This is a genomic window from Pseudomonas sp. B14-6, from assembly GCF_013260315.1.
GTDB classification, from domain to species: Bacteria; Pseudomonadota; Gammaproteobacteria; order Pseudomonadales; family Pseudomonadaceae; genus Aquipseudomonas; species Aquipseudomonas mandelii.
Genome location: NZ_CP053929.1, coordinates 4,496,589 through 4,521,641, shown reverse-complemented (window position 1 = coordinate 4,521,641; position 25,053 = coordinate 4,496,589). Strand labels below are relative to the sequence as shown.

Annotated in this window: 24 protein-coding genes and 2 pseudogenes; 12 read left to right on the top strand and 14 right to left on the bottom strand. The window is 60.5% G+C overall.

The window, feature by feature from the left end; all coding sequences use genetic code 11:
- Position 1: 1 nt before the first annotated feature.
- Positions 2–631, bottom strand: a complete 630-nt coding sequence (locus tag HP062_RS20730) for a LysE family translocator (protein WP_138739040.1) — start codon at positions 629–631, stop codon at positions 2–4.
- Positions 632–776: 145 nt separating this feature from the next.
- On the opposite strand from HP062_RS20730, the gene HP062_RS20725 reads away from it, so the two are divergent.
- On the top strand, positions 777–1,250 hold the full coding sequence (locus tag HP062_RS20725; RefSeq protein ID WP_010465412.1) for an Lrp/AsnC family transcriptional regulator: 474 nt from the start codon (positions 777–779) through the stop codon (positions 1,248–1,250).
- Between the two features lie 70 nt (positions 1,251–1,320).
- Here HP062_RS20725 and lpdA read toward each other — a convergent pair whose 3' ends face one another.
- Together lpdA and HP062_RS31175 are read right to left on the bottom strand one after the other, a co-directional pair.
- Complete coding sequence (gene lpdA, locus HP062_RS20720; RefSeq protein WP_083375413.1) at positions 1,321–2,721, bottom strand: dihydrolipoyl dehydrogenase; 1,401 nt, start codon at positions 2,719–2,721, stop codon at positions 1,321–1,323.
- Positions 2,722–2,863: 142 nt separating this feature from the next.
- The gene (locus HP062_RS31175; RefSeq protein WP_256666199.1) at positions 2,864–3,202 is read right to left on the bottom strand and encodes a hypothetical protein; all 339 of its coding nucleotides are present in this window, start codon (positions 3,200–3,202) and stop codon (positions 2,864–2,866) included.
- Between HP062_RS31175 and hflK (HP062_RS20715) the strand changes: the two are divergent.
- The 5 genes and pseudogenes from hflK (HP062_RS20715) (at position 3,125) to cfaB (ending at position 10,293) form a co-directional block, all read left to right on the top strand.
- Positions 3,125–4,896, top strand: a pseudogene (gene hflK / locus HP062_RS20715) (protease modulator HflK). The gene HP062_RS31175 and the pseudogene hflK (HP062_RS20715) overlap by 78 nt on opposite strands.
- A complete protein-coding gene (hflC, locus tag HP062_RS20710; RefSeq protein ID WP_102594440.1) occupies positions 4,893–5,930 on the top strand; it encodes a protease modulator HflC in 1,038 nt (345 codons plus the stop codon). Before hflK (HP062_RS20715) ends, hflC begins: the two are co-directional and overlap by 4 nt.
- A complete protein-coding gene (hflK, locus tag HP062_RS20705) occupies positions 5,927–6,985 on the top strand; it encodes a protease modulator HflK (RefSeq protein WP_172791958.1) in 1,059 nt (352 codons plus the stop codon). Before hflC ends, hflK (HP062_RS20705) begins: the two co-directional genes overlap by 4 nt.
- Positions 6,982–8,892, top strand: coding sequence for a cation-translocating P-type ATPase (locus tag HP062_RS20700; protein ID WP_172791957.1), 1,911 nt, complete (start codon positions 6,982–6,984; stop codon positions 8,890–8,892). Before hflK (HP062_RS20705) ends, HP062_RS20700 begins: the two co-directional genes overlap by 4 nt.
- A 216-nt stretch (positions 8,893–9,108) precedes the next feature.
- The gene (gene cfaB, locus HP062_RS20695) at positions 9,109–10,293 is read left to right on the top strand and encodes a C17 cyclopropane fatty acid synthase CfaB (RefSeq protein ID WP_077748522.1); all 1,185 of its coding nucleotides are present in this window, start codon (positions 9,109–9,111) and stop codon (positions 10,291–10,293) included.
- On the opposite strand, the gene cls is transcribed toward cfaB, so the two are convergent.
- Positions 10,290–11,729 carry a cardiolipin synthase gene (gene cls, locus HP062_RS20690; protein ID WP_172791956.1) on the bottom strand — a complete coding sequence of 480 codons (1,440 nt, stop codon included), beginning with the start codon at positions 11,727–11,729 and terminating at the stop codon, positions 10,290–10,292. The two genes, cfaB and cls, sit on opposite strands and share 4 nt — an antisense overlap.
- A 131-nt stretch (positions 11,730–11,860) precedes the next feature.
- On the opposite strand from cls, the gene HP062_RS20685 reads away from it, so the two are divergent.
- Positions 11,861–12,382 carry a DUF3617 domain-containing protein gene (locus HP062_RS20685; protein WP_010465397.1) on the top strand — a complete coding sequence of 174 codons (522 nt, stop codon included), beginning with the start codon at positions 11,861–11,863 and terminating at the stop codon, positions 12,380–12,382.
- A 79-nt stretch (positions 12,383–12,461) separates the two neighbouring features.
- Here the strand turns inward: HP062_RS20685 and HP062_RS20680 are convergent, their stop codons facing one another.
- Genes HP062_RS20680 through folE2 form a run of 7 tightly spaced genes read right to left on the bottom strand, consistent with a single transcriptional unit; the run spans position 12,462 to position 18,609 of the window.
- Positions 12,462–13,367, bottom strand: coding sequence for a His/Gly/Thr/Pro-type tRNA ligase C-terminal domain-containing protein (locus tag HP062_RS20680; protein ID WP_172791955.1), 906 nt, complete (start codon positions 13,365–13,367; stop codon positions 12,462–12,464).
- 30 nt (positions 13,368–13,397) lie between these two features.
- Positions 13,398–14,735: a dihydroorotase gene (locus HP062_RS20675; RefSeq protein WP_172791954.1), complete on the bottom strand. Its 1,338-nt coding sequence runs from the start codon at positions 14,733–14,735 to the stop codon at positions 13,398–13,400.
- 2 nt (positions 14,736–14,737) lie between these two features.
- Positions 14,738–15,298: a DapH/DapD/GlmU-related protein gene (locus tag HP062_RS20670; RefSeq protein WP_077748526.1), complete on the bottom strand. Its 561-nt coding sequence runs from the start codon at positions 15,296–15,298 to the stop codon at positions 14,738–14,740.
- A complete protein-coding gene (locus tag HP062_RS20665) occupies positions 15,295–16,170 on the bottom strand; it encodes a metal ABC transporter substrate-binding protein (RefSeq protein ID WP_010465393.1) in 876 nt (291 codons plus the stop codon). The genes HP062_RS20670 and HP062_RS20665 overlap by 4 nt, the downstream gene beginning before the upstream one ends.
- Before the next feature lie 11 nt (positions 16,171–16,181).
- On the bottom strand, positions 16,182–17,048 hold the full coding sequence (locus HP062_RS20660) for a metal ABC transporter permease (RefSeq protein ID WP_102594433.1): 867 nt from the start codon (positions 17,046–17,048) through the stop codon (positions 16,182–16,184).
- Positions 17,048–17,716, bottom strand: coding sequence for a metal ABC transporter ATP-binding protein (locus HP062_RS20655; RefSeq protein ID WP_083375422.1), 669 nt, complete (start codon positions 17,714–17,716; stop codon positions 17,048–17,050). The genes HP062_RS20660 and HP062_RS20655 overlap by 1 nt, the downstream gene beginning before the upstream one ends.
- The gene (gene folE2, locus HP062_RS20650; protein WP_172791953.1) at positions 17,713–18,609 is read right to left on the bottom strand and encodes a GTP cyclohydrolase FolE2; all 897 of its coding nucleotides are present in this window, start codon (positions 18,607–18,609) and stop codon (positions 17,713–17,715) included. The genes HP062_RS20655 and folE2 overlap by 4 nt, the downstream gene beginning before the upstream one ends.
- Before the next feature lie 86 nt (positions 18,610–18,695).
- Here folE2 and HP062_RS20645 point away from each other — a divergent pair, with 86 nt between their 5' ends.
- Positions 18,696–19,892: an N-acetylmuramoyl-L-alanine amidase gene (locus HP062_RS20645; RefSeq protein ID WP_172791952.1), complete on the top strand. Its 1,197-nt coding sequence runs from the start codon at positions 18,696–18,698 to the stop codon at positions 19,890–19,892.
- Here HP062_RS20645 and HP062_RS20640 read toward each other — a convergent pair.
- Positions 19,889–20,266, bottom strand: coding sequence for a hypothetical protein (locus HP062_RS20640; RefSeq protein ID WP_010465388.1), 378 nt, complete (start codon positions 20,264–20,266; stop codon positions 19,889–19,891). The two genes, HP062_RS20645 and HP062_RS20640, sit on opposite strands and share 4 nt — an antisense overlap.
- 143 nt (positions 20,267–20,409) lie before the next feature.
- Here HP062_RS20640 and zigA point away from each other — a divergent pair.
- A pseudogene (gene zigA / locus HP062_RS20635) lies at positions 20,410–21,617 on the top strand (zinc metallochaperone GTPase ZigA).
- Positions 21,617–22,267 (top strand): DUF1826 domain-containing protein, encoded by a 651-nt coding sequence (locus HP062_RS20630; protein WP_172791951.1) that lies wholly within the window; start codon positions 21,617–21,619, stop codon positions 22,265–22,267. Before zigA ends, HP062_RS20630 begins: the two are co-directional and overlap by 1 nt.
- Here HP062_RS20630 and HP062_RS20625 read toward each other — a convergent pair.
- The gene (locus HP062_RS20625; RefSeq protein WP_172791950.1) at positions 22,264–22,620 is read right to left on the bottom strand and encodes an NADH:ubiquinone oxidoreductase; all 357 of its coding nucleotides are present in this window, start codon (positions 22,618–22,620) and stop codon (positions 22,264–22,266) included. The two genes, HP062_RS20630 and HP062_RS20625, sit on opposite strands and share 4 nt — an antisense overlap.
- 27 nt (positions 22,621–22,647) lie before the next feature.
- Here HP062_RS20625 and HP062_RS20620 point away from each other — a divergent pair, with 27 nt between their 5' ends.
- A complete protein-coding gene (locus HP062_RS20620; RefSeq protein WP_172791949.1) occupies positions 22,648–23,613 on the top strand; it encodes a GTP-binding protein in 966 nt (321 codons plus the stop codon).
- Here the strand turns inward: HP062_RS20620 and HP062_RS20615 are convergent.
- Positions 23,610–24,023 (bottom strand): DUF3301 domain-containing protein, encoded by a 414-nt coding sequence (locus tag HP062_RS20615; protein ID WP_010465383.1) that lies wholly within the window; start codon positions 24,021–24,023, stop codon positions 23,610–23,612. The genes HP062_RS20620 and HP062_RS20615 overlap by 4 nt on opposite strands.
- A gap of 118 nt (positions 24,024–24,141) precedes the next feature.
- Between HP062_RS20615 and pdxY the strand changes: the two genes are divergently transcribed.
- Positions 24,142–25,014: a pyridoxal kinase PdxY gene (gene pdxY / locus HP062_RS20610; RefSeq protein ID WP_010465382.1), complete on the top strand. Its 873-nt coding sequence runs from the start codon at positions 24,142–24,144 to the stop codon at positions 25,012–25,014.
- Positions 25,015–25,053: the final 39 nt, after the last annotated feature.

The following is a 25,053-nucleotide window of genomic DNA, read 5'->3' as shown; positions in this document are numbered from 1 at the left end:
CTCATGCCTGTTGAACAAAGGTCAGCCGCACCGCGAAGCCGATCAACAGGCTGCCGAACACCCATTGTTGCAGGCGCTGGGCCGAGGGGCTGCGTTGCAGCCAGCGGCCCAGCGCGGCGCCGGTCAAGGCATAGGCGCTGTCGAACAGCAAACCGACGCCGACCAGCAGCATGCCCAATACCGCAAATTGCGCGAGCACCGGCCCGGCGTGAGGGTTGATGAATTGGGGCAATAACACTGAGCAGAACAGCAACGCCTTGGGGTTGAGCAGGTTGGTCAGCAAGCCGCGCTGGATGGAGGCCCGCCAGCATGGTTTTTCGCCGGTTGCGTCTGCGCCATTCAGGTTCGGCAACATCGTGGTTCGCAGGCACTGAATGCCGATCCACAACAGGTAGGCGGCTCCCGCCAGGCGCACCACGTCGAAGGTCCACGGCGCAGCCTTGAACAGCGCCGCCAGCCCCAGCGCGGCCAGCGCCACATGACATCCACGAGCAATGCCCAGACCCACCGCCGTTGCCAACGCCGCGCCTTTGCCCTGACGGGCGCCGGTTTGCAGCAGCAGAATCATGTCCGGGCCGGGCAACAGATACACCACTGCCAGCGCCATGAAAAACAGCCAGAGTCCTTCCACGTTGCACCCCATTCGTTGTTGATTCGGTAGCGCCAGTCTAGGGTTGAAGGGTGGGGCAGGTGCTTGCGAAGTCAGCTTCTAAACGCTGGGTAATTGGCATAACCTGCCACTTTGTGACGATCAAACCATCAGGATCTGCCAAGCCATGAAGCTGGACGCCTACGACCGCAAGATTCTCGCCGCCCTGCAACGGGACGGGCGCCTGAGCAATGTGCAATTGGCCGACGAGATCGGTTTGTCCGCTTCCCCCTGTTTGCGTCGGGTGCGGATGCTGGAGGAGGCCGGCGTGATTCGCGGCTATCAGGCCAACCTTGATCGTGACGAAGTGGGACTTGGGCTGACGGTGTTTGTCGGGGTCAAGGTTGAGCGCCACAACGATGAGCAGGCCGAAGCCTTTCGCCTGGCCGTCACCGCACTGCCGGAGGTGATTTCGGCATTCCTGGTGTCAGGGGAATCGGATTTTCTGCTGCAAGTGGTGGTGCCGGATCTACGTGGGTATGACCGCTTTCTCACCGAGCGCCTGCTGAAATTGCCGGGTGTAAGTGATATCCGCAGCAACTTTGCGATTCACACGGTGAAGACGCCGGGGGCGTTGCCGTTGGGGCATTTGCCGCTTTAGACCGAGCAGGATCGATCCCACGCGGACGGTTCGACGCCTCGACGTGGGAACGATCATCTGGCAGGCGGGCTCACATCTGCGTCGCCATCCCCTCCACATTCATCGCCGCCTGACGCAACGCCTCGGACCGCGTCGGATGCGGATGGCACGTCAGCGCGATGTCCTCCGCCGAAGCGCTGAACTCCATCGCCACGCAATACTCACCAATCATTTCGCTGACGCTGGGTCCGACCAGGTGCACGCCGAGAATCTCGTCGGTGCGCTCATCGGCCAGCACTTTGGCGAAGCCTTCGGTTTCGTGGTTGATCTTCGCCCGGCTGTTGGCGGTGAAGGGGAATTTGCCGACTTTGTACGCGCGACCTTCTGCCTTGAGCTGCTCTTCAGTCTTGCCGACGCTGGCCAGTTCAGGCTTCGTGTAAATGACATTGGGGATCAAGTCATAGTTGACCTCGCCCGCCTTGCCGACGATTTGCTCGATGCACACCATGCCTTCATCTTCGGCCTTGTGGGCGAGCATCGGCCCGGACGTGACATCGCCGATCACCCACACGCCCGCAGCGTCGGTGCGATGGCCCTTGTTCGCGAGCATGCCGCGTTTGTCGGTGGTCAGGCCGACGTTTTCCAGGCCCAAACCCTCGGTGTAAGGCCGACGGCCGATGGACACCAGCACGTAATCGGCCTCAATCGTCTCGGCAGTGCCGCCCGCCGCCGGCTCCACGCTGAGCTGAACGCCGTTTGCGGACGGGGTGGCGCTGGTCACTTTTGAGCTCAACTTGAAGCTGATGCCCTGTTTGCTCAGCGAGCGCTGCAGGGTTTTGCCCGCCTCAGCATCCACACCGGGGCAGATCCGGTCGAGAAATTCGATCACGGTCACCTGGGCGCCCAGGCGGCGCCACACTGAGCCCAGTTCCAGGCCGATCACGCCGGCGCCGATCACTACCAAGTGCTTCGGCACTTCGGCCAGCGACAGCGCGCCAGTGGAATCGAGGATGCGTTTGTTATCGATCTGGACGCCGGGCAGGGGAGTGGGCTCGGAGCCGGTGGCGATGACGATGTCCTTGGCACTCAGTTCGGTCTTGCCACCTTGGTTGTCGGTCACCGTCACTTTGCCCGGCCCGTCGATGTGGCCCCAACCTTTGATCCAATCGACTTTGTTTTTGCGAAACAGAAATTCGATGCCCTTGGTCAACCCGGTCACGCTTTCATCTTTCTGCTTCATCATCTGGGCGAGGTTGAGAGTGGGTTTGACCTCGATCCCCAGGTTGGCGAATTCCGTTCCCATGGCGGCGTCGTAGAGTTCCGAGGCATGCAGGAGTGCCTTGGAGGGCATGCAGCCGACATTCAGGCAGGTTCCGCCGAGGGTCGCCCGACCTTCCACGCACGCTACTTTCAGGCCCAGTTGGCCCGCGCGGATCGCTGCGTTGTAACCGCCGGGGCCACCGCCCAGTATCACGACGTCATAAGTGCTCATGGATGTACTCCTGGACTGAAAGGGAAATGGGCTGGGTAAACGTAGTCTTTGATTAAAATTATGAGCGTAATATGTGCGTTTACGGCTATTTCGGTCAAGGCTTCAGCGTAGCGACAGGTTGGGCATCTTTAGATAGAGCGATTTAGTACAAAAATTTCACCACTTTCGTTATATCGTAACGAATTGCGATGTGGCCAATGATAAGCACTGGGGTGGTATGCAAGTCGATCTCGAAGTCGATGGAACGCAGGTAGCCGGGCTGCCGCGCTTTCAGCAGGCGGTTTTTCAAGGGCGGCGATTGCGTCAGTTCGCCATCGGCCTGAGTGCCTTGGCGGCGGTCGGGTTGGTGTTGGCGTTTTTTGTCGGGCTGTTTGCGCCGTTGTCGCTGTGGGCCCCGTTGCTGGTGAATCAGAGCGCCGGTTTGCTGGTGCTGATTGCCGGCCTGCAATCGGCATGGTGGGTGACTCAGTGGCGCGCGCAAGCGATGAATCCGCCGTTGCCAGAGGTTGTTTCGGATGAAACCGTTGCCCCGATGGCTGGTATGAGCGACTGCTGGAGCGGCTCGGTCAGCGCTGGGTGCGCTTGCTCGGGCAGATCGGCGCACCGACCCTATGGCTTGCCGGTTGGGCACTGTTGGCGATCTACAGCATCAGCCAATTCTGGAACCTCGCGTTGGCGCCTGCAGCGTTGGGATTATCGGCAAGCGTCGGTGCCGTGCTGTCGTTGTTGCTGGCCTTCGGTTTGCTGGTGCTTGAGCGTCAGCTCGCCCAGGAAAACGTCGCCCAATGGCCAGAAGCGGGGCAGTTGGCGCAACTGAGCCGGGTGGCGATCATTTGCCTGGTGCTCAGCGCGTTGTGTTTGTTGTTTGGCAGCGAAACTTCGGTCTGGCCAGTACGCCTTGCCGTGTTGATCGGGTTGCTGCCGGGACTGGTCGCGGCCGAGTTGCTGCTACGCGCCATGTTGTCGTTGTTCAGTCCTCGCCGTGAACACTTTGAACCGACGTTGCTGGCACGAAGTGTTGTCGCCGACATGCTGCGCTGGCCGCCACAACCGTTGCTGGCGTTGCAGCACGAACTGCATAACCGCTACGGCATCGACTTGCGGCAGATCTGGGCCTTCACCTATATGCGTCGGGCATTTTTGCCGGTGATGGCGGTGGTGGCGATTGTCGGGTGGTCGCTCACCGGCGTTCACGAAATACCCCTGCAAGGGCGGGGCATCTACGAACGTTTCGGCAAACCGGTGGAAGTGTTCGGTCCGGGGTTGCACGCCGGTTTGCCGTGGCCATTGGGCCGGGTACTGAGCGTTGAAAACGGCGTGGTTCACGAGTTGGCAACAAGCGTTGGCGAAACATCGGTGCCGGTCGTCCTGGAACCTGCAGAAGGCCCGGCGCCGGCGATTGCCAATCGCTTGTGGGACGCCAGCCATGTGAACGATAAATCCCAGGTGATCGCCAGCAGCCGTGCCGACAAGCAGAGCTTTCAGATCGTTAACATGGACGTGCGTTTTGTGTACCGCATCGGTCTGACCGATCAAGCGGCGTTGGCTGCGACGTACAACAGCGCCGATGTACCAACGCTGATTCGCAGCACTGCCAGCCGGATTCTGGTTCACGACTTTGCCTCGCGGACCCTCGACGGTTTGCTTGGCGAGGACAGGGTAGGGCTGGCCGAGGAGATCGGCCGCGCCGTGCAATCTGATCTGCAGAAGCTCGACAGCGGTGTGGAAATTCTCGCCACCGTGGTGGAGGCGATCCATCCGCCGGCCGGTGCAGCCAACGCTTATCACGGCGTTCAGGCGGCGCAGATTGGTGCCCAGGCATTGATCTCGCGTGAGCGCGGGGCAGCAGCGCAAGCGACCAATCAAGCGCAGTTGCAGGCCAGCATCGCTCGCGATCAGGCGAGCGCCAGCGCGCATGAAATCAACTCCGCCGCGCAGGCGGCTGATCTGAAATTCACCGCCGAACAAAAAGCCTATGCCAGTGCCGGCCAAGCGTTCTTGCTGGAGCAGTATTTCAGCCAACTGACCCAGGGTCTGGCCAACGCCAAATTGCTGGTGCTCGATCATCGTCTGGGCGGCACCAGCAATGCACCGACCATCGACCTACGTACCTTCACGCTGCCGGCCGATCCTGCGTCGCCGCGCAACAGCGCTCAGCCAGGAGCTGCCCATTGAGCCAGTCGCACTCTCACGATCATGACGACCACGCCGGCCACGATCACGGACATGGCGGACATCACCACGGTCACCACCATCATCACGGTGATTCACAGGAAGCCGGTCCATTCCCGTGGCGGCGCATGGGGTGGGCGGCGTTGCTCGTGGCATTCGCCATCGCGGCAGCGAGTCTGGTGCAGGTTCGCTCGGGGGAGGCCACGGTGATTACTCGCTTCGGTAATCCGTCGCGGGTGTTGCTGGAGCCGGGTCTCGGATGGCGCTGGCCGGCACCGTTTGAAGCGGCCATTCCGGTCGACTTACGGCTGCGCACCACCTCCAGCGGTTTGCAGGATGTGGGCACGCGCGACGGATTGCGCATCATTGTTCAGGCCTACGTGGCGTGGCAGGTTCAGGGCGACCCGGACAATGTGCAGCGCTTTATGCGCGCCGTGCAGAATCAGCCGGACGAAGCGGCGCGGCAGATTCGCACGTTTGTGGGGTCGGCACTGGAAACCACCGCGAGCAGTTTCGACCTGGCCAACCTGGTAAACACCGACGCCAATCAGGTGCACATTGCCGACTTCGAAGCGCAGTTGCGTAAACAGATCGATCAGCAGTTGCTGACCACGTATGGCGTTCGCGTGCTGCAAGTGGGCATCGAGCGTTTGACCCTGCCGTCGGTGACGCTCACCGCCACCGTCGATCGCATGCGCGCCGAGCGTGAAACAATTGCCACCGAGCGCACCGCCATCGGCAAGCGTGAAGCCGCGCAAATCCGGTCCGCGGCTGAACGAGATGCGCGCATCGTGCAAGCTGATGCCACGGTGAAAGCTGCCGATATCGAAGCCCAATCCCGCGTCGAAGCCGCGCAGATTTACGGCCGTGCCTACGCCGGTTCGCCACAGCTTTACAACTTGCTGCGCTCCCTCGATACATTGGGCACGATCGTCACCCCGGGCACCAAACTGATATTGCGCACTGATGCTGCACCTTTCCGGGTGCTGGTTGACGGTCCACCGACCCTCGATAACAAGTCCGGGTCACAGCCATGAATTTCGTTCCACGTGGAACACATGAGTTAAGCAGCCCCTGGATTCAGGCTGGGCGATTGGCTTTTTTGGCGCTTTACGGCGTGACCGTTCTGGCTGCGTTAGCGTGGGCATTCTCCAATGTGCGGCAGATTGATCCTCAGAATCGGGCGGTGGTCCTGCACTTCGGCGCGCTGGATCGCATCCAGAATGCCGGTTTGCTATTGGCCTGGCCGCGCCCCTTTGAGCAAGTGATTTTGTTGCCGGCAGCTGATCGGGTGATCGAACGTCGGGTGGAGAATCTGCTTCGTAGCGATGCTGCGTTGCAGGCCGATCGGGTGGCTTCTTTCGCGACACCGCTGAGCGATACGCTCGCTGGATCGGGCTATTTGCTGACCGGTGACGCGGGCGTGGTGCAGCTGGATGTGCGGGTTTTCTACAAGGTCACCGAACCTTATGCCTTCGTGCTTCAAGGTGAACATGTGTTGCCGGCACTCGATCGGCTGGTCACCCGCAGCGCCGTTGCCCTGACGGCCGCGCGAGACCTGGACACCATTTTGGTGGCGCGACCGGAACTGATCGGTAGCGACAATCAGGCGGCAGAACGTCGCGAACGTCTGCGCGGTGATTTGGTGCAGGGCATCAATCAGCGTCTGGCCGAGCTGACCGCGACGGGACAGGGCCTGGGTATCGAAGTGGCGCGAGTCGACGTGCAATCGAGTCTGCCCGGCCCAGCGGTGAACGCTTTTAATGCGGTGCTGACCGCCAGCCAGCAAGCGGACAAAACCGTCGCCAATGCGCGCACCGAGGCCGAGAAACTGACCCAGACCGCCAATGAACAAGGCGACCGGACACTGCAAGTCGCCCACGCCCAGGCGAGCGAACGGCTGGCCAAAGCTTCGGCTGATACGGCCACGGTGTTGAGCCTGGCCCAAGCGCAACAACAGGGCACTGACCCGCAAATGTTGCTGCGTATCTACCGCGAGCGGATGCCGAAGATTCTCGGCCAGGCCGGCTCAGTAACGACGGTCAATCCGAAAGATGATTCCCGCCTGATCATTCAGGGAGCAGCGCAATGACCACCCCAACCGCCGCCGCACCCAGCCTGTTGTCCTCGGCTGAACAACGCAGCGCTGCACGCCAATTGACCTTGGCCATGCTTGCCCTTGGCTTGCTCAGCCTCGGGTTGATCTGGCGCTGGCTGTCACCGGAGCAGACGGGCGTCAGTCAATTGCTGTTGGGTTTTGCATCGTTGCTGGTGGCCGTGCCAGTGATGCGTTCGGCGTGGTACAGCCTGCGATATCCAAGCTTGCACGGGATCACCGATCAGCTGATTGCCCTCGCCATGCTCGGTGCCTGGGCGACGGGTGATCTGCTGACTGCTGCGTTGCTGCCGATCATCATGATCTTCGGCCACGTGCTGGAAGAGCGCAGCGTGATCGGTTCCCAGGAAGCGATTCGTGCGCTCGGCAAGCTGACCCGCAGTCACGCTCGCAAGGTTCAGGCTGACGGAGCCATCGTCGAAGTCGACAACGGCACACTTAAAACCGGCGACATTGTCGAGGTACGTGCGGGCGACCGAGTGCCGGCCGATGGTCGGGTGTTGTCCGGTCAGGCAAGCCTCGACACGGCATCGATCACCGGTGAGTCGGTGCCGATCGAAGCGGGTGTCGGCATGCAGGTCTTTGGCGGCGCGATCAATCTCGACGGTTTGCTGCGCCTCGAAGTGACGCGCACCGGTAACGAATCGACCCTCGGTAAAGTCATCGCCCTGATGCAAAGCGCCGAGCGTTCGAAGCCGCCGATCACCCGTTTGCTTGAACGTTACGCCGGCAGTTACATGGTGTTGGTATTGCTGTTGGCCGCAGTGACCTGGTTTGTCACCAATGATGCCCAGGCGATGCTCGCGGTGCTGGTGGCGGCGTGTCCTTGCGCGTTGGTGTTATCGGCGCCAGCCACGGCGATTGCCGGCGTGGCGGTGGCGGCGCGGCACGGGATTCTGATTCGCAGCTCGGCGTTCCTGGAAGAGTTGGCGGACCTCACGTCGCTGGTGGTCGACAAGACCGGAACCCTGACGTTTGGCACCTTGCGCTTGCAGTCCATCGACAGCCCGCTGGAGGACCGCAGTCACGTGCTTAAACTCGCTGCGAGCCTCGGCTCGGCCAGCAGTCATCCGGTGAGCCGTGCGCTCGCCGGGTTGGTCACTCAGGAACATTTTCTGCTGCTGTCGGACATCCACGAGCGCCAGGGCCTGGGCGTGGTCGCGATGACGGAGCAGGGCGAAGCAGCGCTCGGCCGTCCAGAGCTATTCGCGCAACTGGGCATCGCCACTTCGGCGGTTCCCGAACACGATGGCCCGATTGCCGGGCTGGCACTCAACGGTGAATTCCTGGCCTGGCTGTTGCTGGCAGACAGCGTCAAACCTGAGGCGCGTTTTGCCTTGAGTGAATTACGTGAACTGGGTTTGGGTCGCCAGTTGTTACTTACGGGCGATCGGCACAGCGTCGCGCACACGCTGGCACGGGATGTCGGCATCAGTGACGTTGAAGCGCAGGCACTGCCTGAGGACAAACTCAACCGGGTGCTGACGGAAATCGGCAACGGCTTCCGGCCGATGGTGGTGGGGGATGGCATCAACGATTCGCTGGCACTCAAGGCCGGCGTCGTGGGGGTGGCCATGGGCGCGGGTGGCGCGGACATCGCGCTGGCGTCGGCGGACATTGTGTTGATCGGCAGCGACCTGCGTCGCCTCGGCACCTGTGTCCGGTTGAGTCGCCAATGTCGGCAGACCTTGCAGGTCAACGTGATCATCGGTCTGGGCTGGACCCTGGCGATTGTCGCGTTTGCGGCATTCGGCTGGCTCGGTGCTGCGGGGGCGATGATTGCAGCGTTGCTGCATAACCTCAGTACGTTGTTGGTGCTCGGTAATGCGGGGCGTCTGCTGCGCTTTCAGGAGCCTTTGCTGAAAATCAAAGACGAGGCTTGAACGCCTCTAACCCAGGGCTATGAGGGCAAAACCGAGTTTTTAGAACTGTGCATCAAATTTGTAGTCATCTAGGGTAAGGACCATCTGCTTTTGTGGACGCACGACGGCTGGTTTAAGCGCCGCGAGTTATAGAAAAACGCTATTAAATCGATAGCCAGCTATTTTTCTAGGATGGTCTACCCTCACATCAGACGTCTGAAACAAGGGGGACTTTCCATGCTCGCGCAACTTCCACCGGCCTTACAGAATCTGCAGTTACCGCTACGCCTGCGACTCTGGGACGGCCATGAATTCAACCTGGGGCCGACGCCCAGCGTCACTATTGTGGTCAAGGACCCACAAATGGTTACCCAGTTCACTCATCCCAGCCTGGACGCGCTCGGAGCGGCGTTTGTCGAAGGCAAGCTGGAACTCGAAGGCTCCATCAGCGACGTGATCCGCGTTTGTGATGAATGGAGTCAGGCGTTGTTGAGCGAGGACGACGACAGTCAGCCTGTGCGCACGGTCCACGACAAGGAAACCGACGCGAAGGCGATTTCCTACCACTACGACCTTTCCAATGCGTTTTATCAGCTGTGGCTCGACAGCGACATGGCGTATTCCTGCGCCTATTTCGAGACCGGCAGCGAAACGCTGGAGCAAGCCCAGCAAGCCAAGTTCCGCCACCTGTGCCGCAAGCTGCGGCTGCAACCGGGTGAATACCTGCTGGATGTCGGTTGCGGTTGGGGAGGGCTGGCCCGTTTTGCGGCCCGCGAGTTTGGCGCGAAAGTGTTCGGGATTACCCTGAGTAAAGAGCAACTGGCCCTGGCCCGTGAAAGAGTGACCGCCGAAGGCCTGGACGATCTGGTTGAACTGCAACTGCTCGACTACCGCGATCTGCCTCAGGACGGGCGCTTCGATAAGGTGGTCAGCGTCGGCATGTTCGAACACGTCGGCCACGCCAACCTGGCCGAGTACTGCAAGACCTTGTTCGGCGCAGTGAAAGAGGGCGGCCTGGTAATGAACCACGGGATCACCGCCAAGCACACGGATGGCCGACCTGTGGGGCGCGGTGCCGGGGATTTCATCGAGAAATATGTGTTCCCCAACGGCGAGTTGCCGCACCTGTCGATGATCTCCGCCGAGATCAGCGAAGCCGGTCTGGAGATTGTCGATGTCGAGAGCCTGCGCCTGCACTACGCGCGCACCCTGGACCATTGGAGCGAACGCCTGGAGGACAATCTGGAAGCGGCTTCAAAACTGGTTCCGGAACAGGCGCTGCGGATCTGGCGGTTGTACCTGGCGGGATGCGCTTACGCGTTCGCCAGAGGCTGGATCAACCTGCACCAGATCCTCGCGGTGAAAGCCCACGCCGATGGCAGCCATGAACTGCCTTGGACGCGAGACGACATCTACCTTTAGAGAATCGGTGAAATAAGCCGGGCGATCCGCATGCCGACCTGTTGCAGGCGGCGGGTCTCCCGGCTTTCTTCTTTGGCGATCTCGTGGGCCTGGGCGAAGTCATCATTGAGCATCTGTTCCACCTCGGCGGCAAACGCGCTGTCGACGGTCAGTAACATCACTTCGAAATTGAGCCGGAATGAGCGGTTATCCAGGTTGGCGCTGCCTATGGCGCTGATTTCACTGTCGATCAACACCACCTTCTGATGCAGGAAACCCGGCGCGTACCGAAACACGCGTACGCCTGCGCGCACGGCTTCGAAAGCATAAAGGCTTGAGGCCGCGTAAACGATTCGGTGGTCCGGTCGTGAGGGCAGAAGCAGCCGCACATCCACGCCTCGAAGAGCGGCCAGTCTCAACGCAGCGAACACGGCTTCGTCGGGGATGAAGTAGGGGCTGGTGATCCATACCCTTTCTGTTGCCGCATGGATGGCTTCGACGAAGAACAATGAACAGGTTTCGTAGGAATCGGCCGGGCCGCTGGCGAGTAATTGGCAGAGCACACCGTCGTCCGGATACACGTCCGGCAGGATCAGTGGTGGCAATGATCGCGCCGCCCAGAACCAGTCTTCGGCAAACGATTCCTGCATGCAGGCCACCACCGGCCCGCATACGCGCACGTGGGTATCGCGCCAGGGCGCCAGCGGCGGTTTCTCGCCCATGTATTCGTCGCCAACGTTATGCCCGCCGACGAAGCCCAGAACCCCGTCGACCACGACGATCTTGCGGTGATTGCGGAAGTTGACCTGGAAACGGTTAAGCCAGCCGCTGCGGGTGGCGAAGGCTTTGACCTCGACGCCGGCATCGCGCAACGGCTGGACGTAACTGTGGGGCAGGGAATGGCTGCCGATGCGGTCGTACAGCAAATGTATGGCCACGCCTTCTGCGGCTTTCTTGAGCAGCAGGGTTTGCAGGCGCTGGCCGAGGCGGTCGTCGTGGATGATGAAGAATTGAATCAGCACCGCTTCCTTCGCGTTGTCGATGGCTTTGAAAATTGCGTCGAAGGTGGCTTGGCCGTTGATCAGCAAGCGCACTTCGTTGTTCGCCAGGCACGGCATGCGCCCCAGTTTCGGCATCGCCCGCAGGGACGCGTAGGCGTTGGAGGCGCGTGCGGTCAGCGCCTCTTCTACCCAAGGGCGCCAGTTGAGCTCTGAGATCGCCTTGCGCATTTCCTCGTTGGCCTGGCGCCGCGCCTTGATGTAGCCATCGAAGGTGCTGCGGCCAAAGACCAGATACGGAATAAGCGTGAGGTAAGGCATGAAGATCAACGACAGGGCCCAGGCGATAGCGCCCTGGGCGGTCCGGACGGTGAGTACGGCGTGGATGGCTGCGATCAGGCCCAACGTATGGAGCAGTGCAATCATGTAGCCGAAAATGTGCGGTCCAAAGTAATCCATGGGGCAGCCTTGCTCCTGAAGATTCAATGCTTAACAGACCATGTTCCGTGCAGAATGTCGCTATTTAATTGGCCCATGAACTGAAGCCTGCGGCTGACGTCTAACGGCCACTACTGATCAGGAGTTACTCGATGAACGTTCGTCTGCTGGGTTTGGCCGTGGCTTTAGGTTTAGCAGTTCCCCTGGCCGCTCAGGCGCAGATGCTGCAGCCAGGTTTGTGGGAGTTGACCACGAGCAACATGAAGGTCGATGACCAGAACCTGCCGGACTTGCAACTGATCCTCGGCCAATTGCAGGGCCAGATGACCCCGCAACAGCGTGCGCAGCTGGAGAAGCAGGGCATCACCATGGGCGGAAAGGGGATTCGGGCGTGCCTGACGCCTGAGCAAGTGAAGTCAGACAATATCCCGCTGACGGACCCGCAATCGGGCTGCAAACAGGAAATCACTGACCGCAGCGGTAATCAGTGGAAATTCCGTTTCAGCTGTCCGAAAGCGCAGGGCGCGGGGGTCGCCACTTTCCTCAGTGATCGTGAGTTCACCACCAAGGTCAACGGCACGTTCAATGCGACCGGCCTTCAGCAGAAGGGTAGCCTCGATACCCGTGCGGTTTGGCTGGGTCAGGATTGCGGGACGGTCAAGCCGAGGGCTTAAAAGCTTCGCGGGCAAGCCTCGCTCCTACAGGGTCGATGCAGATCCTGTGGGAGCGAGGCTTGCCCGCGAAGGGGCCGGCTCAGACTCTCGCAATGCCAATTGACCTCAACCACTCACACACCGCATCAACCGCCATCCTGCCGAAATCCTCTCCGGTGCGGCTGCGCACACTGACAAACCCGCCGGCTTTTTCTTTCTCACCGATCACCACCAGATACGGCACTTGCTGACTGTGCTCGCGGATCTTGTGGCGGACTTTCTCGTTGCGCAGATCGGCACGAGCGCGCACGCCACCCCGGCGCAACGCCTCGGTCACCGACTGTGCGTAATCCGCCTGACGCTCGTCCATGCTGACAATGATCACGTGCAGCGGCGCCCGCCAGTCATCCAGTTCCTGTTGGCTGGGCCAGCACGTTCCATAAATCCGTTGTGGCGTGGTGCCGCTGATGTGATCGAGCGCGAATGCCTGCAACACCCGGGTTGCGGGAACATGCGGCCCCACTGACAGACACTCGAAGTCCCCAAGGAGATAGGGCAATGACTTTTCCGGGGGCGTCGATCCGGTTGGCGGCTTTCTGCGCCGGATCGAATGGTTGGTTGCAGCCAGGGTCCTCATGCGCGCTTCGATACCGGCAAGGTCGACCAGGTGTAACAGACGCTCAAACGCAAACTCGTAGAAGAAGCCATCACCCATCGCCGATCCGATCTGTAATTGCGCTTTTGGATAGAGTTGCTTGATGGCCACCGCCAGCATCAATGCGCAGGAGCGTCGCAAGATCTCCAACCCATCGGGCTCCTGAGGCGTGACGATTCCGACCCGGGCATCGGCCTCGATCATGAACTCACAGTCCACCAGAACACCGTCCACCCGACCAGCCACGGCCGCTCTGGCCAGCCCGGCACCGATGCTCGCGGCGAATTCATACACCGACAACGGCTGGTCGTATTCACGCAATGAACCATCGCTCAGGGTGATGTGAATCATGTCGGTGCTCTCGAGTGCAATTAACGCGCGTTAGCGCATAAACCGTAGGGGTAAACCCTGGCAGTTGTCATTAAGACGTTTGTCGTGCCAGGCGATTTGCCCCGATACGATCGTGGTGCTGACGCTGTGGCGAAAACGCTGGCGAGCGAAGGGTGTCCAGCCGCATTGCGACAAGATCGGCTGCCTGGAAACGGCCACGCCCTCTGGCTCGGCTTTGATCAGAACGAGGTCGGCCCAGTAGCCTTCGCGCAGATAGCCACGGTCGGGAATGGCAAACAGATCAGCCACGCGATGACTGGTCTTGGCCACGAGGGCAGTTATCGGCAGCACTTCGTCGATCACCAGTTCCATTAACGCGGGCAGGGCGTGTTGCACCAATGGCAATCCGGACGGGGCCTGGTGGTAGGGCCGTTGTTTTTCCGCCCAGGTGTGCGGCGCGTGATCGCTGCCGATGACGTCCAGCCGATTGCTCATCAGGGCTTGGCGCAGGGCATCACGATCGGGCTGGGTCTTGATCGCCGGATTGCATTTGATCAGGTTGCCGAGGCTCGAGTAGTCGCGATCATCGAACAGCAAATGATGCAGGCAGACTTCGGCGCTAATGCGCTTGTGTGTCAGCGGTTTGTCTTCGAACAATGCCAGTTCACGCGCGGTGGTCAAATGCAAAACGTGCAGGCGGGTGCCGTGTCGCCTGGCCAGGTCCACGGCCATTGAGGACGAACGAAAGCACGCTTCGGCATCGCGAATCTGCGGGTGCACCGAGGCGGGAATGTGCTCCCCTAAACGCTCGAGGACTTTTGCAGCATTGGCTTCGATGCTGGGTGTGTGTTCGCAATGGGCCAGCAGAAGGGTCGGCACCTCGGCGAACAATCGTTCGAGCGTCTGCGGATCGTCCACCAGCATGTTGCCGGTAGAGGCGCCCATGAACACTTTCACACCGGCTACTTCACAGGGATTGAGCGCCGCCACGGTGTCGAGGTTGTCGTTGCTCACGCCGAAGTGAAAGCCGTAGTTGGCGACGGAGTTGATCGCTGCTCGACGCTTCTTGTCATCGAGTGCCGCGAGGGTCAGGGTTGCCGGATTTGTATTGGGCATGTCCATGAAACTGGTGATGCCGCCCGCCACGGCCGCCCGCGATTCGGTGTAAAAGCTACCCTTGTCCGGTGCCCCGGGATCTCGGAAATGCACCTGGTCATCGATCATTCCAGGCACTAGCCACTGTCCTTGTGCATCGATTTCGACGTGGGCATTTTCTCCGTGGATACTGCCCGCGATCTTCACGATCCTGCCGTTGCTCACCAGCAGGTCGCCATCGAATTCCCGACCTTCGTTCACCAATCTGGCATTGCGAATCAGCACGCTGCTCATGGTTAAAACTCGTTCTGCAGGGCTTTGTAGCCGCGCACCAGGTCGACGTTGGTGCGCGCCACGTCCTCGGAAAATTCCGAGGCACTGACGCTCACCGGTGGGAACTGCGACAGGTCGGTGTTGGGGCCGATACGGGTGGTGGAGGGCACGTAGAAGTCTTCGGGCAAGTCACGACCGTCGACCACCGAGTTGTGCCGCACCACGCAGCCATCGCCGACCGCGCAGTTGAACAGTACGCTGTTGAAACCGATGAACACTCGATCGCCAACCGTGCAAGGGCCATGAACGATGGAGCGGTGAGCGATTGAACTGAACTCGCCAATGGTCACCGCCGCGCCGGACTTGGAGTGGATCACCACACCATCCTGAATGTTCGAGTTGGCGCCGATAGTGATGGGCTCCATCTCGCCTGACGCGTCCACTTCGTCAGCCCGAATGACGGCGTAGGGACCGACGAAGACGTTTTCGCCAATCACCACCTTGCCGCAGATGATCGCAGTTTTATCCACATAGGCGGATTCCGCAATCAGTGGCAAATCGCCTGAGGGGTTCTTGCGGATCATGGCTTGCTCAACGCGTCGTAGAGGGTGTTGAGGTTGTATTCGAACAGGCCGGCAAAGGTACTCGCCGGACCGCTTGCGGCGAGCGCATCGGAGTACAACGTGCCACCGATGTGCGCGCCGCTTTCATCGGCAATCTGCTTGAGCAGACGGGCGTCCTTGATGTTTTCCATAAACACCGCTTTGACCTTGGCCTGACGAATCTGGGTGATCAGTGCCGCGACTTCCGCAGCTGAAGGTTCGCGTTCCGTCGACAGGCCTTGCGGCGCCATGAAGTCGATGCCGTAGGCCTGACCCAGATAACCGAACGCATCATGAGAGGTGACGATCTTGCGATTGCCCGGTGGTAGCGAACCGAGCTTGGCCTTGGCTTGGGCGAGCAGTGCGTAGATCTGTTTCAGGTAGGCCTGGCTGTTGCGTTGGTAGTCGGCTGTGTTCGCCGGATCGGCGGCGATCAGCGCCTTGGTGATGTTGCTGATGTACAGCTCGGTGTTGGCCAGGTTGTGCCAGGCGTGAGGGTCGGGCACGGTCTCGCCGTCTTCATCCAGGGAGCGCGGGATGACGCCGTGGCTCGCACTGATGACGGGGGCCTTGGTCTCGGTGCTGGTCACCAGGCGGTCCAGCCATGGCTCGAAACCCAAACCGTTTTTGATGATGAGTCTGGCCTTGAGCAAGGCTTTGGCATCGTCCGGAGTCGGCTCGTAGGTGTGGGCATCGGCGTCAGGACCGACCATGTTGGTGATCTGGATATGGTCGCCGCCGACCTGATGGGTCATGTCGGCAAGGATGCTGAAACTGGTGACCACCTGAAGTTTTTCCGCCGCAGACAACGACATCGACAGCATCAGACTGAACAGCACGAGTAAAGCGCGCATCGGAAAGAACCTCATTGGGATGTGAGCAAAGGTGGGCGGCGCAGCAAACCGTGCACCGGACCGAACACCACGGACAGCGCATACATACCGCCCGCTACCAGCACGATCGCCGGGCCGCTGGGCAGCGAGTAATAGAACGACAGCAATAAGCCGAGCCATACCGAGAGGCAGCCGAGCAGGGCGGCAATCGCTATCAACATGGGTAAACGGCGACTCCAGAACCGCGACGCGGCGGCCGGCAACATCATTAAACCGACCACCATCAAGGCACCGATGGCCTGGAAGCCGATCACCAGGTTCAGTACCACCAGGGTCAGGAATACGCCGTGAGCCAGCGGGCCAAGACGGCTGACGGTTTGCAGGAAAAGCGGGTCGAGGGTGTCCAGCAGCAAGGGTCGGTAGATCAGCGCCATGGCGATCAGGCTGAACCCGGAGACCCACAGCATGCCGGTCAGCGTCGGCCCATCGACCGCCAGCGCGGAGCCGAACAGCAGGTGAAGCAGGTCCAGGCGTTTGCCGGCAATGCCGAGGATCAGCACGCCGCTGGCAAGGGAAATCGGATAGATCGCAGCGAGGCTCGCGTCTTCGCGCAACCCCGTTCGGCGGGTGATCCATGCGGCGAGTCCGGCCATGCTCAGGCCTGCACCAAGTCCGCCAATGGTCAGTGCCGGGAGGCTCAAGCCGGCGAACCAGAAACCGAGCGCTGCACCCGGCAGGATGCCGTGAGCTACCGCGTCGCCGATCAGGCTCATCCGGCGAAGGATCAGAAACACGCCCAACGGCGCGGTGCTGCAAGCCAAGACCAATCCGCCCAAGAGTGCCCGGCGCATGAATACAAACTCGTGGAACGGTTGCCAAAGCTGAGCGGCAGCGAGCATCAGGCCACCTGCACTTGCTGTGGTTGGCGGATCAGTTCGGTACTGGGTCCGAGGATGCAGCCGCTGCTTTTGATCAGCAGGCTTTGAGGAATGTGTTGGCGAACGGCGGCGAGGTCATGACACACGACCACCAGGGTTCGACCTTCGGCGTGCCAGTTATGAAGGTGTTTCCAGAGCAGCGACTGGCCCAGCTCATCGAGCGCGGCGTGGGGTTCATCGAGTAACAGCAAAGGCGCTTCGGCAAGACTCAAGCGAGCGAGCAGGGCGCGCTGCAATTCGCCGCCGGAAAGGGCCATCAACGGGCGCTGTTCCAATCCCGTCAGGCACCAGTCTTCCAGCACGGCTTTGATACGTTGGTGGCGTATCTCTGGCGATTGCTTGCTGCCCCAGAAACCAGCGGCTACCAACTCCTGAAGGCTGATGGGGAATTGCCTGTCCAGGTGTTGCTGTTGAGGGAGGAAGGAAAGCGAGCCCTTGCGTGGAATAGCGAGGCTGACTTTTCCGGCCAAGGGTTTTTGCAGCCCCGCGATGACTTTCAGCAGACTGCTTTTACCCGAGCCATTGGCGCCGATCACGGCAGTCAGACTGCCTTCGGGCAATTCAAAATCCACAGGGGGCGTAAGCGGTTGACCGGGCGCCCCCCAGCGCAATGCCTGACAACGGATCATGCGGTTACCCAGTTCCATCGGCTTTCGGCAACGGCATCGTGGGCATGAAGGCTTTCGGCGTGGACGACGCGTATGTGGAAAGCGTTGATACCGGGAGAGCGTTTCAAGGCCAGATTCAATCGGCGAGCGGCGTCCTCGCAGAACATCAGGTTTTGCCCATTGGCCAAGGCGAAGGCTTGTTCATCGGCACGCTTCACCGCGGTTTGTACGGCAGTGCCGAGTGCCGCTTCGGCGTCATTGATGAGTGCAATCAGCGGCAGGTCATCCAGATAGTCGTCCAGCCGCAGCTGTAAACGTGCGGTGCTGCGTTGGCTGTGCGGTGTCGCAACGATGCCTTTGGTAGAACCAAGCCACGCCAATACATCAGCGTGTTGCAGCGACTTGTTGGCGAAATCGTCGACGAATTGTTGCTGAATCAACTGCCGGGCAAGTGCGGCTGAACACGGACAGGTCGAGGAGTATGGAACATCGATTTTTAGTTCCACGTGGAACATCGCGTTTTTCAAACACGCTTCGATGCTCACTGGATAGGTTTTCCAGCCGGCCAGCGGACTGATCAACGCCGGCCTTTTGAGCAGTAAATCCGCATCAATTTTTAAGTAAGCGCCGTGGGACAGCCCTTCATGACTGTCGAGAAAACGTTGAAGAGCTCGCCGCAATAGGGCGGGCGTTAGGTTTTCCTGCTCAAGTGCTTCCAGCGCTAAATACAGCCGGGACATGTGAATACCGCGCGCTTCTCCATCATCGAGGCTCACGCCGGCGTCCACCTTTGCACTAAGCCGTTGGCCATCGAACAACACAGGAAGAGCGATGCCGCACATGCCCACCCAGTCGAGTGGCAGGGCTTGGCGGGAAGCCTGCGCGGCGATATCCGGCAGAGTCAGCGCATTCATGAGCAAGTCCGTCGTAGGAGTGGGGTTCCATATGTTATGTTATTACATTGAAATCGACCATGCCTTTTTCACGAGCGGCTTCCAACATGCACCGACGTCACTTGCTCAACTGGATGCTGGCCTGCGCGGCCTTCGCGTTGCCCTTTGGTGTTTCGGCTACGCAGATTCGCAACGCGCGGCTCTGGCGATCGGATGACAAGCTGCGTCTGGTGTTCGATTTGAGCGGGCCGGTGCAGTACAAAACCTTCTCGCTAAGCACTCCCGAGCGGCTGATTGTTGACCTGCGTGGTGCCAGCCTCAGCGGTGACTTCAGCCAACTGGCGCTTGGCAATACGGTCATTCGTTCGATCCGGTCCGGGCGTTTCGGTCAGGGCGATACGCGGATCGTCCTCGACCTCAGCGGCCCGGTTCAGCTCAACAGCTTTCTGCTGCCGCCGCAGGATGGCCAAGGCGACCGGCTGGTCCTCGATCTGAAGCCATCAGCGCCGCTCAACATCGCCGAGGCGACCCAGGCGAGGGTCGACAAGGCTCACCCCAGGCGCGACGTCATCGTGGTGGTCGACCCCGGTCACGGCGGCAAAGACCCCGGTGCAGTGGGCGCCAAAGGGGAGCGAGAGAAAGACGTCGTCCTGTCCATCGCCCAGCTATTGGCCAAGCGGTTGAAACGCGAGAAGGGCTTCGACGTGAAGTTGGTGCGCAACGACGACTTCTTCGTTCCGCTGCGTAAACGTGTCGAGATTGCCCGCAAGCACAACGCCGATATCTTCATCTCGGTGCATGCGGACGCGGCGCCGCGTCTCACCGCTTCAGGCGCGTCGGTGTATTGCTTGTCGGAGGGCGGCGCCACCTCGGCCACGGCGCGTTTCATGGCGCAGCGGGAGAACGGCGCGGACTTGTTGGGCGCCACCAGTCTGCTCAATCTCAAGGACAAGGACCCAATGCTCGCCGGGGTGATTCTCGACATGTCGATGAATGCCACTATCGCCGCGAGCTTGCAGCTGGGGAGCACCGTGCTCGGCAGTCTGGCGGCCATCACCTCGCTGCATCAGAAGCGTGTGGAACAAGCGGGATTCGCGGTGCTGAAGTCGCCGGACGTGCCATCGATCCTGGTGGAAACCGGCTTCATATCCAACGCCCGCGACAGTCAGCGACTGGTAACCGCCCGCCATCAGCAGGCTGTGGCTGATGGATTATTCGAAGGATTGCAGCGCTATTTTCAGAAGAACCCGCCGCTCGACAGCTACATCGCCTGGCAACAGCAACAGAAAAAAGCGCAGGCCTAGCAGCCGCTGATCCTGCTACAGGTGAACCTGGCGCTACTGCCGCCTGAGCTGGAGAAACGGTTGATCGTAGTCCAGCCGACTCGCCGGTTGTAACCGACCCAGGCTTCGCCGTCGGAAGCGATGCCGGTGAAAAACGTGAGCTGACCGTAACGGCTGTTGGTCTGCGCCCAATAGCGTTTGCCTACCCTTTCGAAACCGCGCAAGTAGATCGTGCTGCCAACGGTGTTGACGCTATAGGCATTGCCATCGGCATCCACGCAGGCGAGCAAATTGGCGCTTCGGGTGCATGTGGCCAGGTTCGGGATCTGAGCCCGGGCGTCTATGGCGAGCAACAGCGAAAAGGTAACCAGCGCTGATTTCAGGGCAATGCGCATGGGAATTCTCACGGCGTGGGCGGGTTTCAACATCGTACCCTTTATCGTGAAGGGCAAGAGCAGACTGGCTTGATTGCATTGTTATACTATAACATTGAAATCAGCCCGACACTGCGATCGGGCATCTCTGTGAGGAAATCCTGATGCCCAATCGTCTCCCCGTGACCGTCCTGTCCGGCTTTCTCGGCGCCGGTAAAAGCACGCTGCTCAATTACGTGTTGCGTAATCGCGAGAACCTGCGAGTCGCGGTAATCGTCAACGATATGAGCGAGATCAACATCGATGGCAGCGAAGTCCAGCGCGATTTCAGCCTGAATCGTGCCGAAGAAAAACTCGTGGAGATGAGCAATGGCTGCATTTGCTGCACCTTGCGCGAAGACCTGCTCGAAGAAGTCAGCAAGCTCGCCAGGGATGGGCGTTTCGATTACCTGTTGATCGAATCCACCGGCATCTCCGAGCCATTGCCCGTGGCCGAAACGTTCACTTTTCGTGATGAAGAGGGGCAGAGCCTGGCCGACATCGCGCGGCTCGACACCATGGTCACGGTGGTCGATGGCATGAACTTCCTGCTCGACTATCAGGCGGCCGAAAGCCTCGCTTCCCGTGGTGAAACATTGGGCGAGGAGGACGAGCGCTCGATCACCGACCTGCTGATCGAGCAGATCGAATTCGCCGACGTGATCCTCATCAGCAAGATCGATTTGATCAGTCGCCACGAACGTGAGGAGCTGATCGCGATTCTTGAACGCCTCAACGCTCAGGCGCACATCATCCCGATGGTCATGGGTGAAGTCCCCTGAAGGAAATCCTCAACACCGGGCGTTTCGACTTTGAAAAGGCGGCTCAAGCGCCAGGCTGGCTGCAGGAGTTACGCGGCGAACACGTGCCGGAAACCGAGGAGTACGGCATCGCCTCGACGGCTTACCGAGCTCGCCGACCGTTTCATCCGCAACGTTTTTTCAGCTTCATCGATCGACCGTGGGTGAACGGCAAACTGTTGCGCTCCAAAGGCTTTTTCTGGCTGGCCAGCAAGCATATGGACGCGGGTAGCTGGTCCCAGGCCGGCGGCTTGATGCGCCATGGTTTCGCCGGGCGCTGGTGGCGCTTCGTGCCGAAAACCCAGTGGCCGCAGGACGAAGAGAGCACGGCCGGGATCATGGAAAACTGGACGGCAGACACCGGCGATTGCCGTCAGGAGTTGGTGTTTATCGGTCAGAACATCGACTTTGCGCAACTCACCGCCGAACTCGACAATTGCCTGCTGAGCGATGATGAAATGGCCTTGGGTATCGAAGGCTGGCGTTTGCTGTCAGATCCGTTCGGCCCTTGGGACGAAGAGGTTGCCGCCTGATGCTGGCGCCCAGTCTGAAGCTGCGGCCGGTCGTTCATCAAGTTCAAGGTGAAACGCCGCAAACCCTGACCCGAATTCTTGAAGACGGGGTAAATCTGGCGATCTGGCAGCGCCAGCTCCCGGCGCACATCAGTGATTTCGGGTGCTTGTTGCTGTCCCTGAACGAGCCACTGGCCGAGTCGCTGGTCCTGGAGTTACCCAACGAAGACACCGAGCCCGATCTGCATGAATTGGCATCCGGTTTCCGCGATCTCGAAGGCTATGCCGGTTTCATTGCCGACGTGTCCTGGCTGGTCAGCGCATTCGCTTGTCTGTTGGGCGCCAAGCGCATCGGCCTGCGCGTGCGCGTTCTGGACAAGGCCATGTGCCCGCGTTTTCACGTCGATCATGTGCCGGTGCGGTTAATCACGACGTATTCCGGAGCGGGCAGTCAGTGGCTGAAAGAAGGGGTGATGGATCGCCGGCAACTGGGCCAGCCTGGTGCCGAGCCCACGAAGCATTCGCTGATCGAGCAGATCGTCAGCGGTGAAGTGGCACTGCTGAAAGGCGAGAAATGGCACGGCAACGAAGGATTCGGCCTAATCCACCGTTCGCCGCAACCCGCATCGGGCGAACGCCGTTTGATCCTGACCCTGGATTGGCTGGCCTAAGGCTTGAGCCAGTTGCCCTGGCTCTGGCCTTCGCAAAACGGCTTCAGATACGCCGCATCGGTGGCTACGCCGTAATAGTGAATATCCTGTCGGTAAGGCATATTGGCGACTTGGGCGTTGCTGCACACGCCGAACGCGCCCGTGGGACATTGGTCGACGTATTGCACGTCGACGTTCTGCCCGGGAAGGTTCGGCTGGCAGAATCCGTCGGCGAAGAGCTTTTGCGGGATGTTGCGGTTCTGCTGGCAGACTTTCACGTCAAGTCGCTCGGCTGTGCTATGTACCACGCAAGCCTGGGCCAGCGCCTCACCGGAACAGAGCGCCAACAGCAACGACAATTCCATCAACCGCATCCATTACCTCCTCAGAAAACATCGACCATGTTGCAGAACATTCCCACTCACGTCATTGCCGGCCCATTGGGCGCGGGCAAGACCAGTTTGATCAAGCACCTGCTGGCGCAGCGGCCAGCGAGCGAGCGCTGGGCGGTGCTGATCAATGAGTTCGGCCAGATCGGCCTCGATGCCGCGCTGCTGACCCGGGACGCCGATGGTATCGCACTGGGGGAAGTGGCCGGGGGCTGTTTGTGTTGCGTGAATGGTGCACCGTTTCAGATCGGCCTCGGGCGGTTGCTGCGCAAGGCGCGGCCGGATCGGCTGTTCATCGAGCCATCAGGGTTGGGCCACCCGGCGCAGTTGCTCAAGCAATTGAGTGAAGCGCCGTGGCAAGGCGTACTGGCGGTACAACCTTGTGTACTGGTTTTGGATGCCCAGGCGCTCGCCGCTGGCAAACCATTGCCCGAGGCGCAACAGGAGGCGTTGAGCGGTGCCGGTTTGTTGGTGCTGAACAAGGCGGAAGGTCTCGACGTCAATGATCGCCAGCGAATCGCCGCGCAGCTGCCTGCTCGTCCTTTGTACTGGACGCAGCAAGCGCGCCTGCCGTTGAACGAATTACCGGGCCTTGGCGTTCAGGCGGAGGCGGGTGTGGATAACTTTATCGTGCCCAAGGGATTGGCGCAGATGCCGGCCATATGGACCGATCCTGCGCTGCCGATTTGCTTGAGTCAGGCGCAGGACGGCGGCTGGAGCGTCGGTTGGCGGTGGCATCCGACTCAGACCTTCGATGCGGCTCGCGTTAGCCAGTGGCTTGAAAGCTTTGCCTGGCGGCGGGCGAAGCTGGTCATCCACAGCGTCGACGGTTGGGTATCAGCGAATGCGCTGGATAACTCGCCGTTGGAATGGCAGCCGAGCGAATGGCGCCAGGATTCGAGGATCGAATTGATTTTCGGTGAGCCGCAGGAAGTGGCTTCACTGCAAAAAGCGTTGGCCGACTGTCGGACCGGTTAAGGACGCCACTTGGTGTGTTCTTGCCGCCACTGGCTCAGCTCGATCACTTCCGCGCGAGGCTTCTCCACGTCGACCACAGCAGGCGTGTCGTCGAACGGCATTGGGTAAGGCGCCAGTTCGATCTGTGCGCTGTGGGCGCCGAATTGGGTGATGGTGCCGTTGTGGCGGGTTTCGCCGGTCACGGTGAACTCGAAGTTATACACACGAGCCAGGCGCCGCCGGTCGTTGGCGTCTTTGATGAACGCGATCTTTTTCAGCGCCACGTTACCGTCCAGCAACTCGATCCCGAGCTTGGTGCAATGCAGCTTGACCCTTTCCAGCGCGCGCTCGCGCAAGCCGTGGTTGTGCCACAGCCATGCGCCGCCAGTGGCGAGCAGCATCAGCACGAAGATATTTCCGAGGGTCAGCATCAGCAAATTGCTCCAACAAGATAGTGCCAGCTTAACTGCGTCGCCGGTCTGTCGTACAGGCCGTGTTTCGTCGCATACTGCGCGGCTCGAATTTCAATCGTTTTACGGAACTCACCGCATGAAACGTACGCCCCATCTGCTCGCCATCCAGTCCCACGTGGTGTTCGGCCACGCTGGCAACAGCGCCGCGGTTTTCCCGATGCAGCGGGTCGGGGTGAATGTCTGGCCACTCAACACCGTGCAGTTCTCCAACCACACGCAATACGGCCAGTGGACCGGTGAGGTGCTGGCACCGCACCAGATCCCCGATCTGGTTGAAGGGATCGCGGCGATTGGCGAGCTGGGCAATTGCGATGCGGTGCTGTCCGGGTATCTCGGCAGTGCGGCTCAGGGCCGGGCGATCCTGACGGGTGTGGCGCGGATCAAGTCGATGAACCCCAAGGCGCTGTATTTGTGCGACCCGGTAATGGGCCATCCGGAGAAGGGCTGCAGCGTGCCGGCCGAAGTCAGCGATTTCCTGCTGGAAGAGGCGGCTTCGGTGGCGGACTTCATGTGCCCGAACCAATTGGAGCTGGACAGTTTCTCGGGGCGCAAGCCGCAGTCGCTGTTCGATTGCCTGGCGATGGCACGCGCACTGCTGGCGCGCGGACCGAAGGCGGTGTTGGTCAAGCATCTGGACTATCCCGGCAAGCCGGCGGATGGCTTCGAGATGTTGTTGGTAACGGCGGAAGGCAGCTGGCACCTGCGTCGTCCGTTGCTGGCGTTTCCGCGTCAGCCGGTGGGCGTTGGCGACCTGACGTCGGGGCTGTTCCTGGCGCGTGTGCTGTTAGGCGACAGCCTGTTGGCGGCCTTCGAGTTCACGGCGGCGGCGGTGCATGAAGTGCTGCTGGAAACCCAGGCGTGTGCCAGCTATGAGCTGGAGCTGGTGCGGGCGCAGGACCGGATTGCGCATCCGCGGGTGAAGTTCGAAGCGACTGCCATCAGCCTTTAAAAGCTTCGCGGGCAAGACTTGCCCGCGAAAGCGATCTAA

Bases quoted from the DNA above. Each gene is read 5' to 3' on its own strand.
- HP062_RS20725 (WP_010465412.1), top strand. From the start codon at position 777: ATGAAGCTGGACGCCTACGACCGCAAGATTCTCGCCGCCCTGCAACGG.
- lpdA (WP_083375413.1), bottom strand. From the start codon at position 2,721: ATGAGCACTTATGACGTCGTGATACTGGGCGGTGGCCCCGGCGGTTAC.
- hflK (WP_172791958.1), top strand. From the start codon at position 5,927: ATGAATTTCGTTCCACGTGGAACACATGAGTTAAGCAGCCCCTGGATT.
- HP062_RS20700 (WP_172791957.1), top strand. From the start codon at position 6,982: ATGACCACCCCAACCGCCGCCGCACCCAGCCTGTTGTCCTCGGCTGAA.
- cfaB (WP_077748522.1), top strand. From the start codon at position 9,109: ATGCTCGCGCAACTTCCACCGGCCTTACAGAATCTGCAGTTACCGCTA.
- cls (WP_172791956.1), bottom strand. From the start codon at position 11,729: ATGGATTACTTTGGACCGCACATTTTCGGCTACATGATTGCACTGCTC.
- HP062_RS20685 (WP_010465397.1), top strand. From the start codon at position 11,861: ATGAACGTTCGTCTGCTGGGTTTGGCCGTGGCTTTAGGTTTAGCAGTT.
- HP062_RS20680 (WP_172791955.1), bottom strand. From the start codon at position 13,367: ATGATTCACATCACCCTGAGCGATGGTTCATTGCGTGAATACGACCAG.
- HP062_RS20675 (WP_172791954.1), bottom strand. From the start codon at position 14,735: ATGAGCAGCGTGCTGATTCGCAATGCCAGATTGGTGAACGAAGGTCGG.
- HP062_RS20670 (WP_077748526.1), bottom strand. From the start codon at position 15,298: ATGATCCGCAAGAACCCCTCAGGCGATTTGCCACTGATTGCGGAATCC.
- HP062_RS20665 (WP_010465393.1), bottom strand. From the start codon at position 16,170: ATGCGCGCTTTACTCGTGCTGTTCAGTCTGATGCTGTCGATGTCGTTG.
- HP062_RS20660 (WP_102594433.1), bottom strand. From the start codon at position 17,048: ATGCTCGCTGCCGCTCAGCTTTGGCAACCGTTCCACGAGTTTGTATTC.
- HP062_RS20655 (WP_083375422.1), bottom strand. From the start codon at position 17,716: ATGATCCGTTGTCAGGCATTGCGCTGGGGGGCGCCCGGTCAACCGCTT.
- folE2 (WP_172791953.1), bottom strand. From the start codon at position 18,609: ATGAATGCGCTGACTCTGCCGGATATCGCCGCGCAGGCTTCCCGCCAA.
- HP062_RS20645 (WP_172791952.1), top strand. From the start codon at position 18,696: ATGCACCGACGTCACTTGCTCAACTGGATGCTGGCCTGCGCGGCCTTC.
- HP062_RS20640 (WP_010465388.1), bottom strand. From the start codon at position 20,266: ATGCGCATTGCCCTGAAATCAGCGCTGGTTACCTTTTCGCTGTTGCTC.
- HP062_RS20630 (WP_172791951.1), top strand. From the start codon at position 21,617: ATGCTGGCGCCCAGTCTGAAGCTGCGGCCGGTCGTTCATCAAGTTCAA.
- HP062_RS20625 (WP_172791950.1), bottom strand. From the start codon at position 22,620: ATGCGGTTGATGGAATTGTCGTTGCTGTTGGCGCTCTGTTCCGGTGAG.
- HP062_RS20620 (WP_172791949.1), top strand. From the start codon at position 22,648: ATGTTGCAGAACATTCCCACTCACGTCATTGCCGGCCCATTGGGCGCG.
- HP062_RS20615 (WP_010465383.1), bottom strand. From the start codon at position 24,023: ATGCTGACCCTCGGAAATATCTTCGTGCTGATGCTGCTCGCCACTGGC.
- pdxY (WP_010465382.1), top strand. From the start codon at position 24,142: ATGAAACGTACGCCCCATCTGCTCGCCATCCAGTCCCACGTGGTGTTC.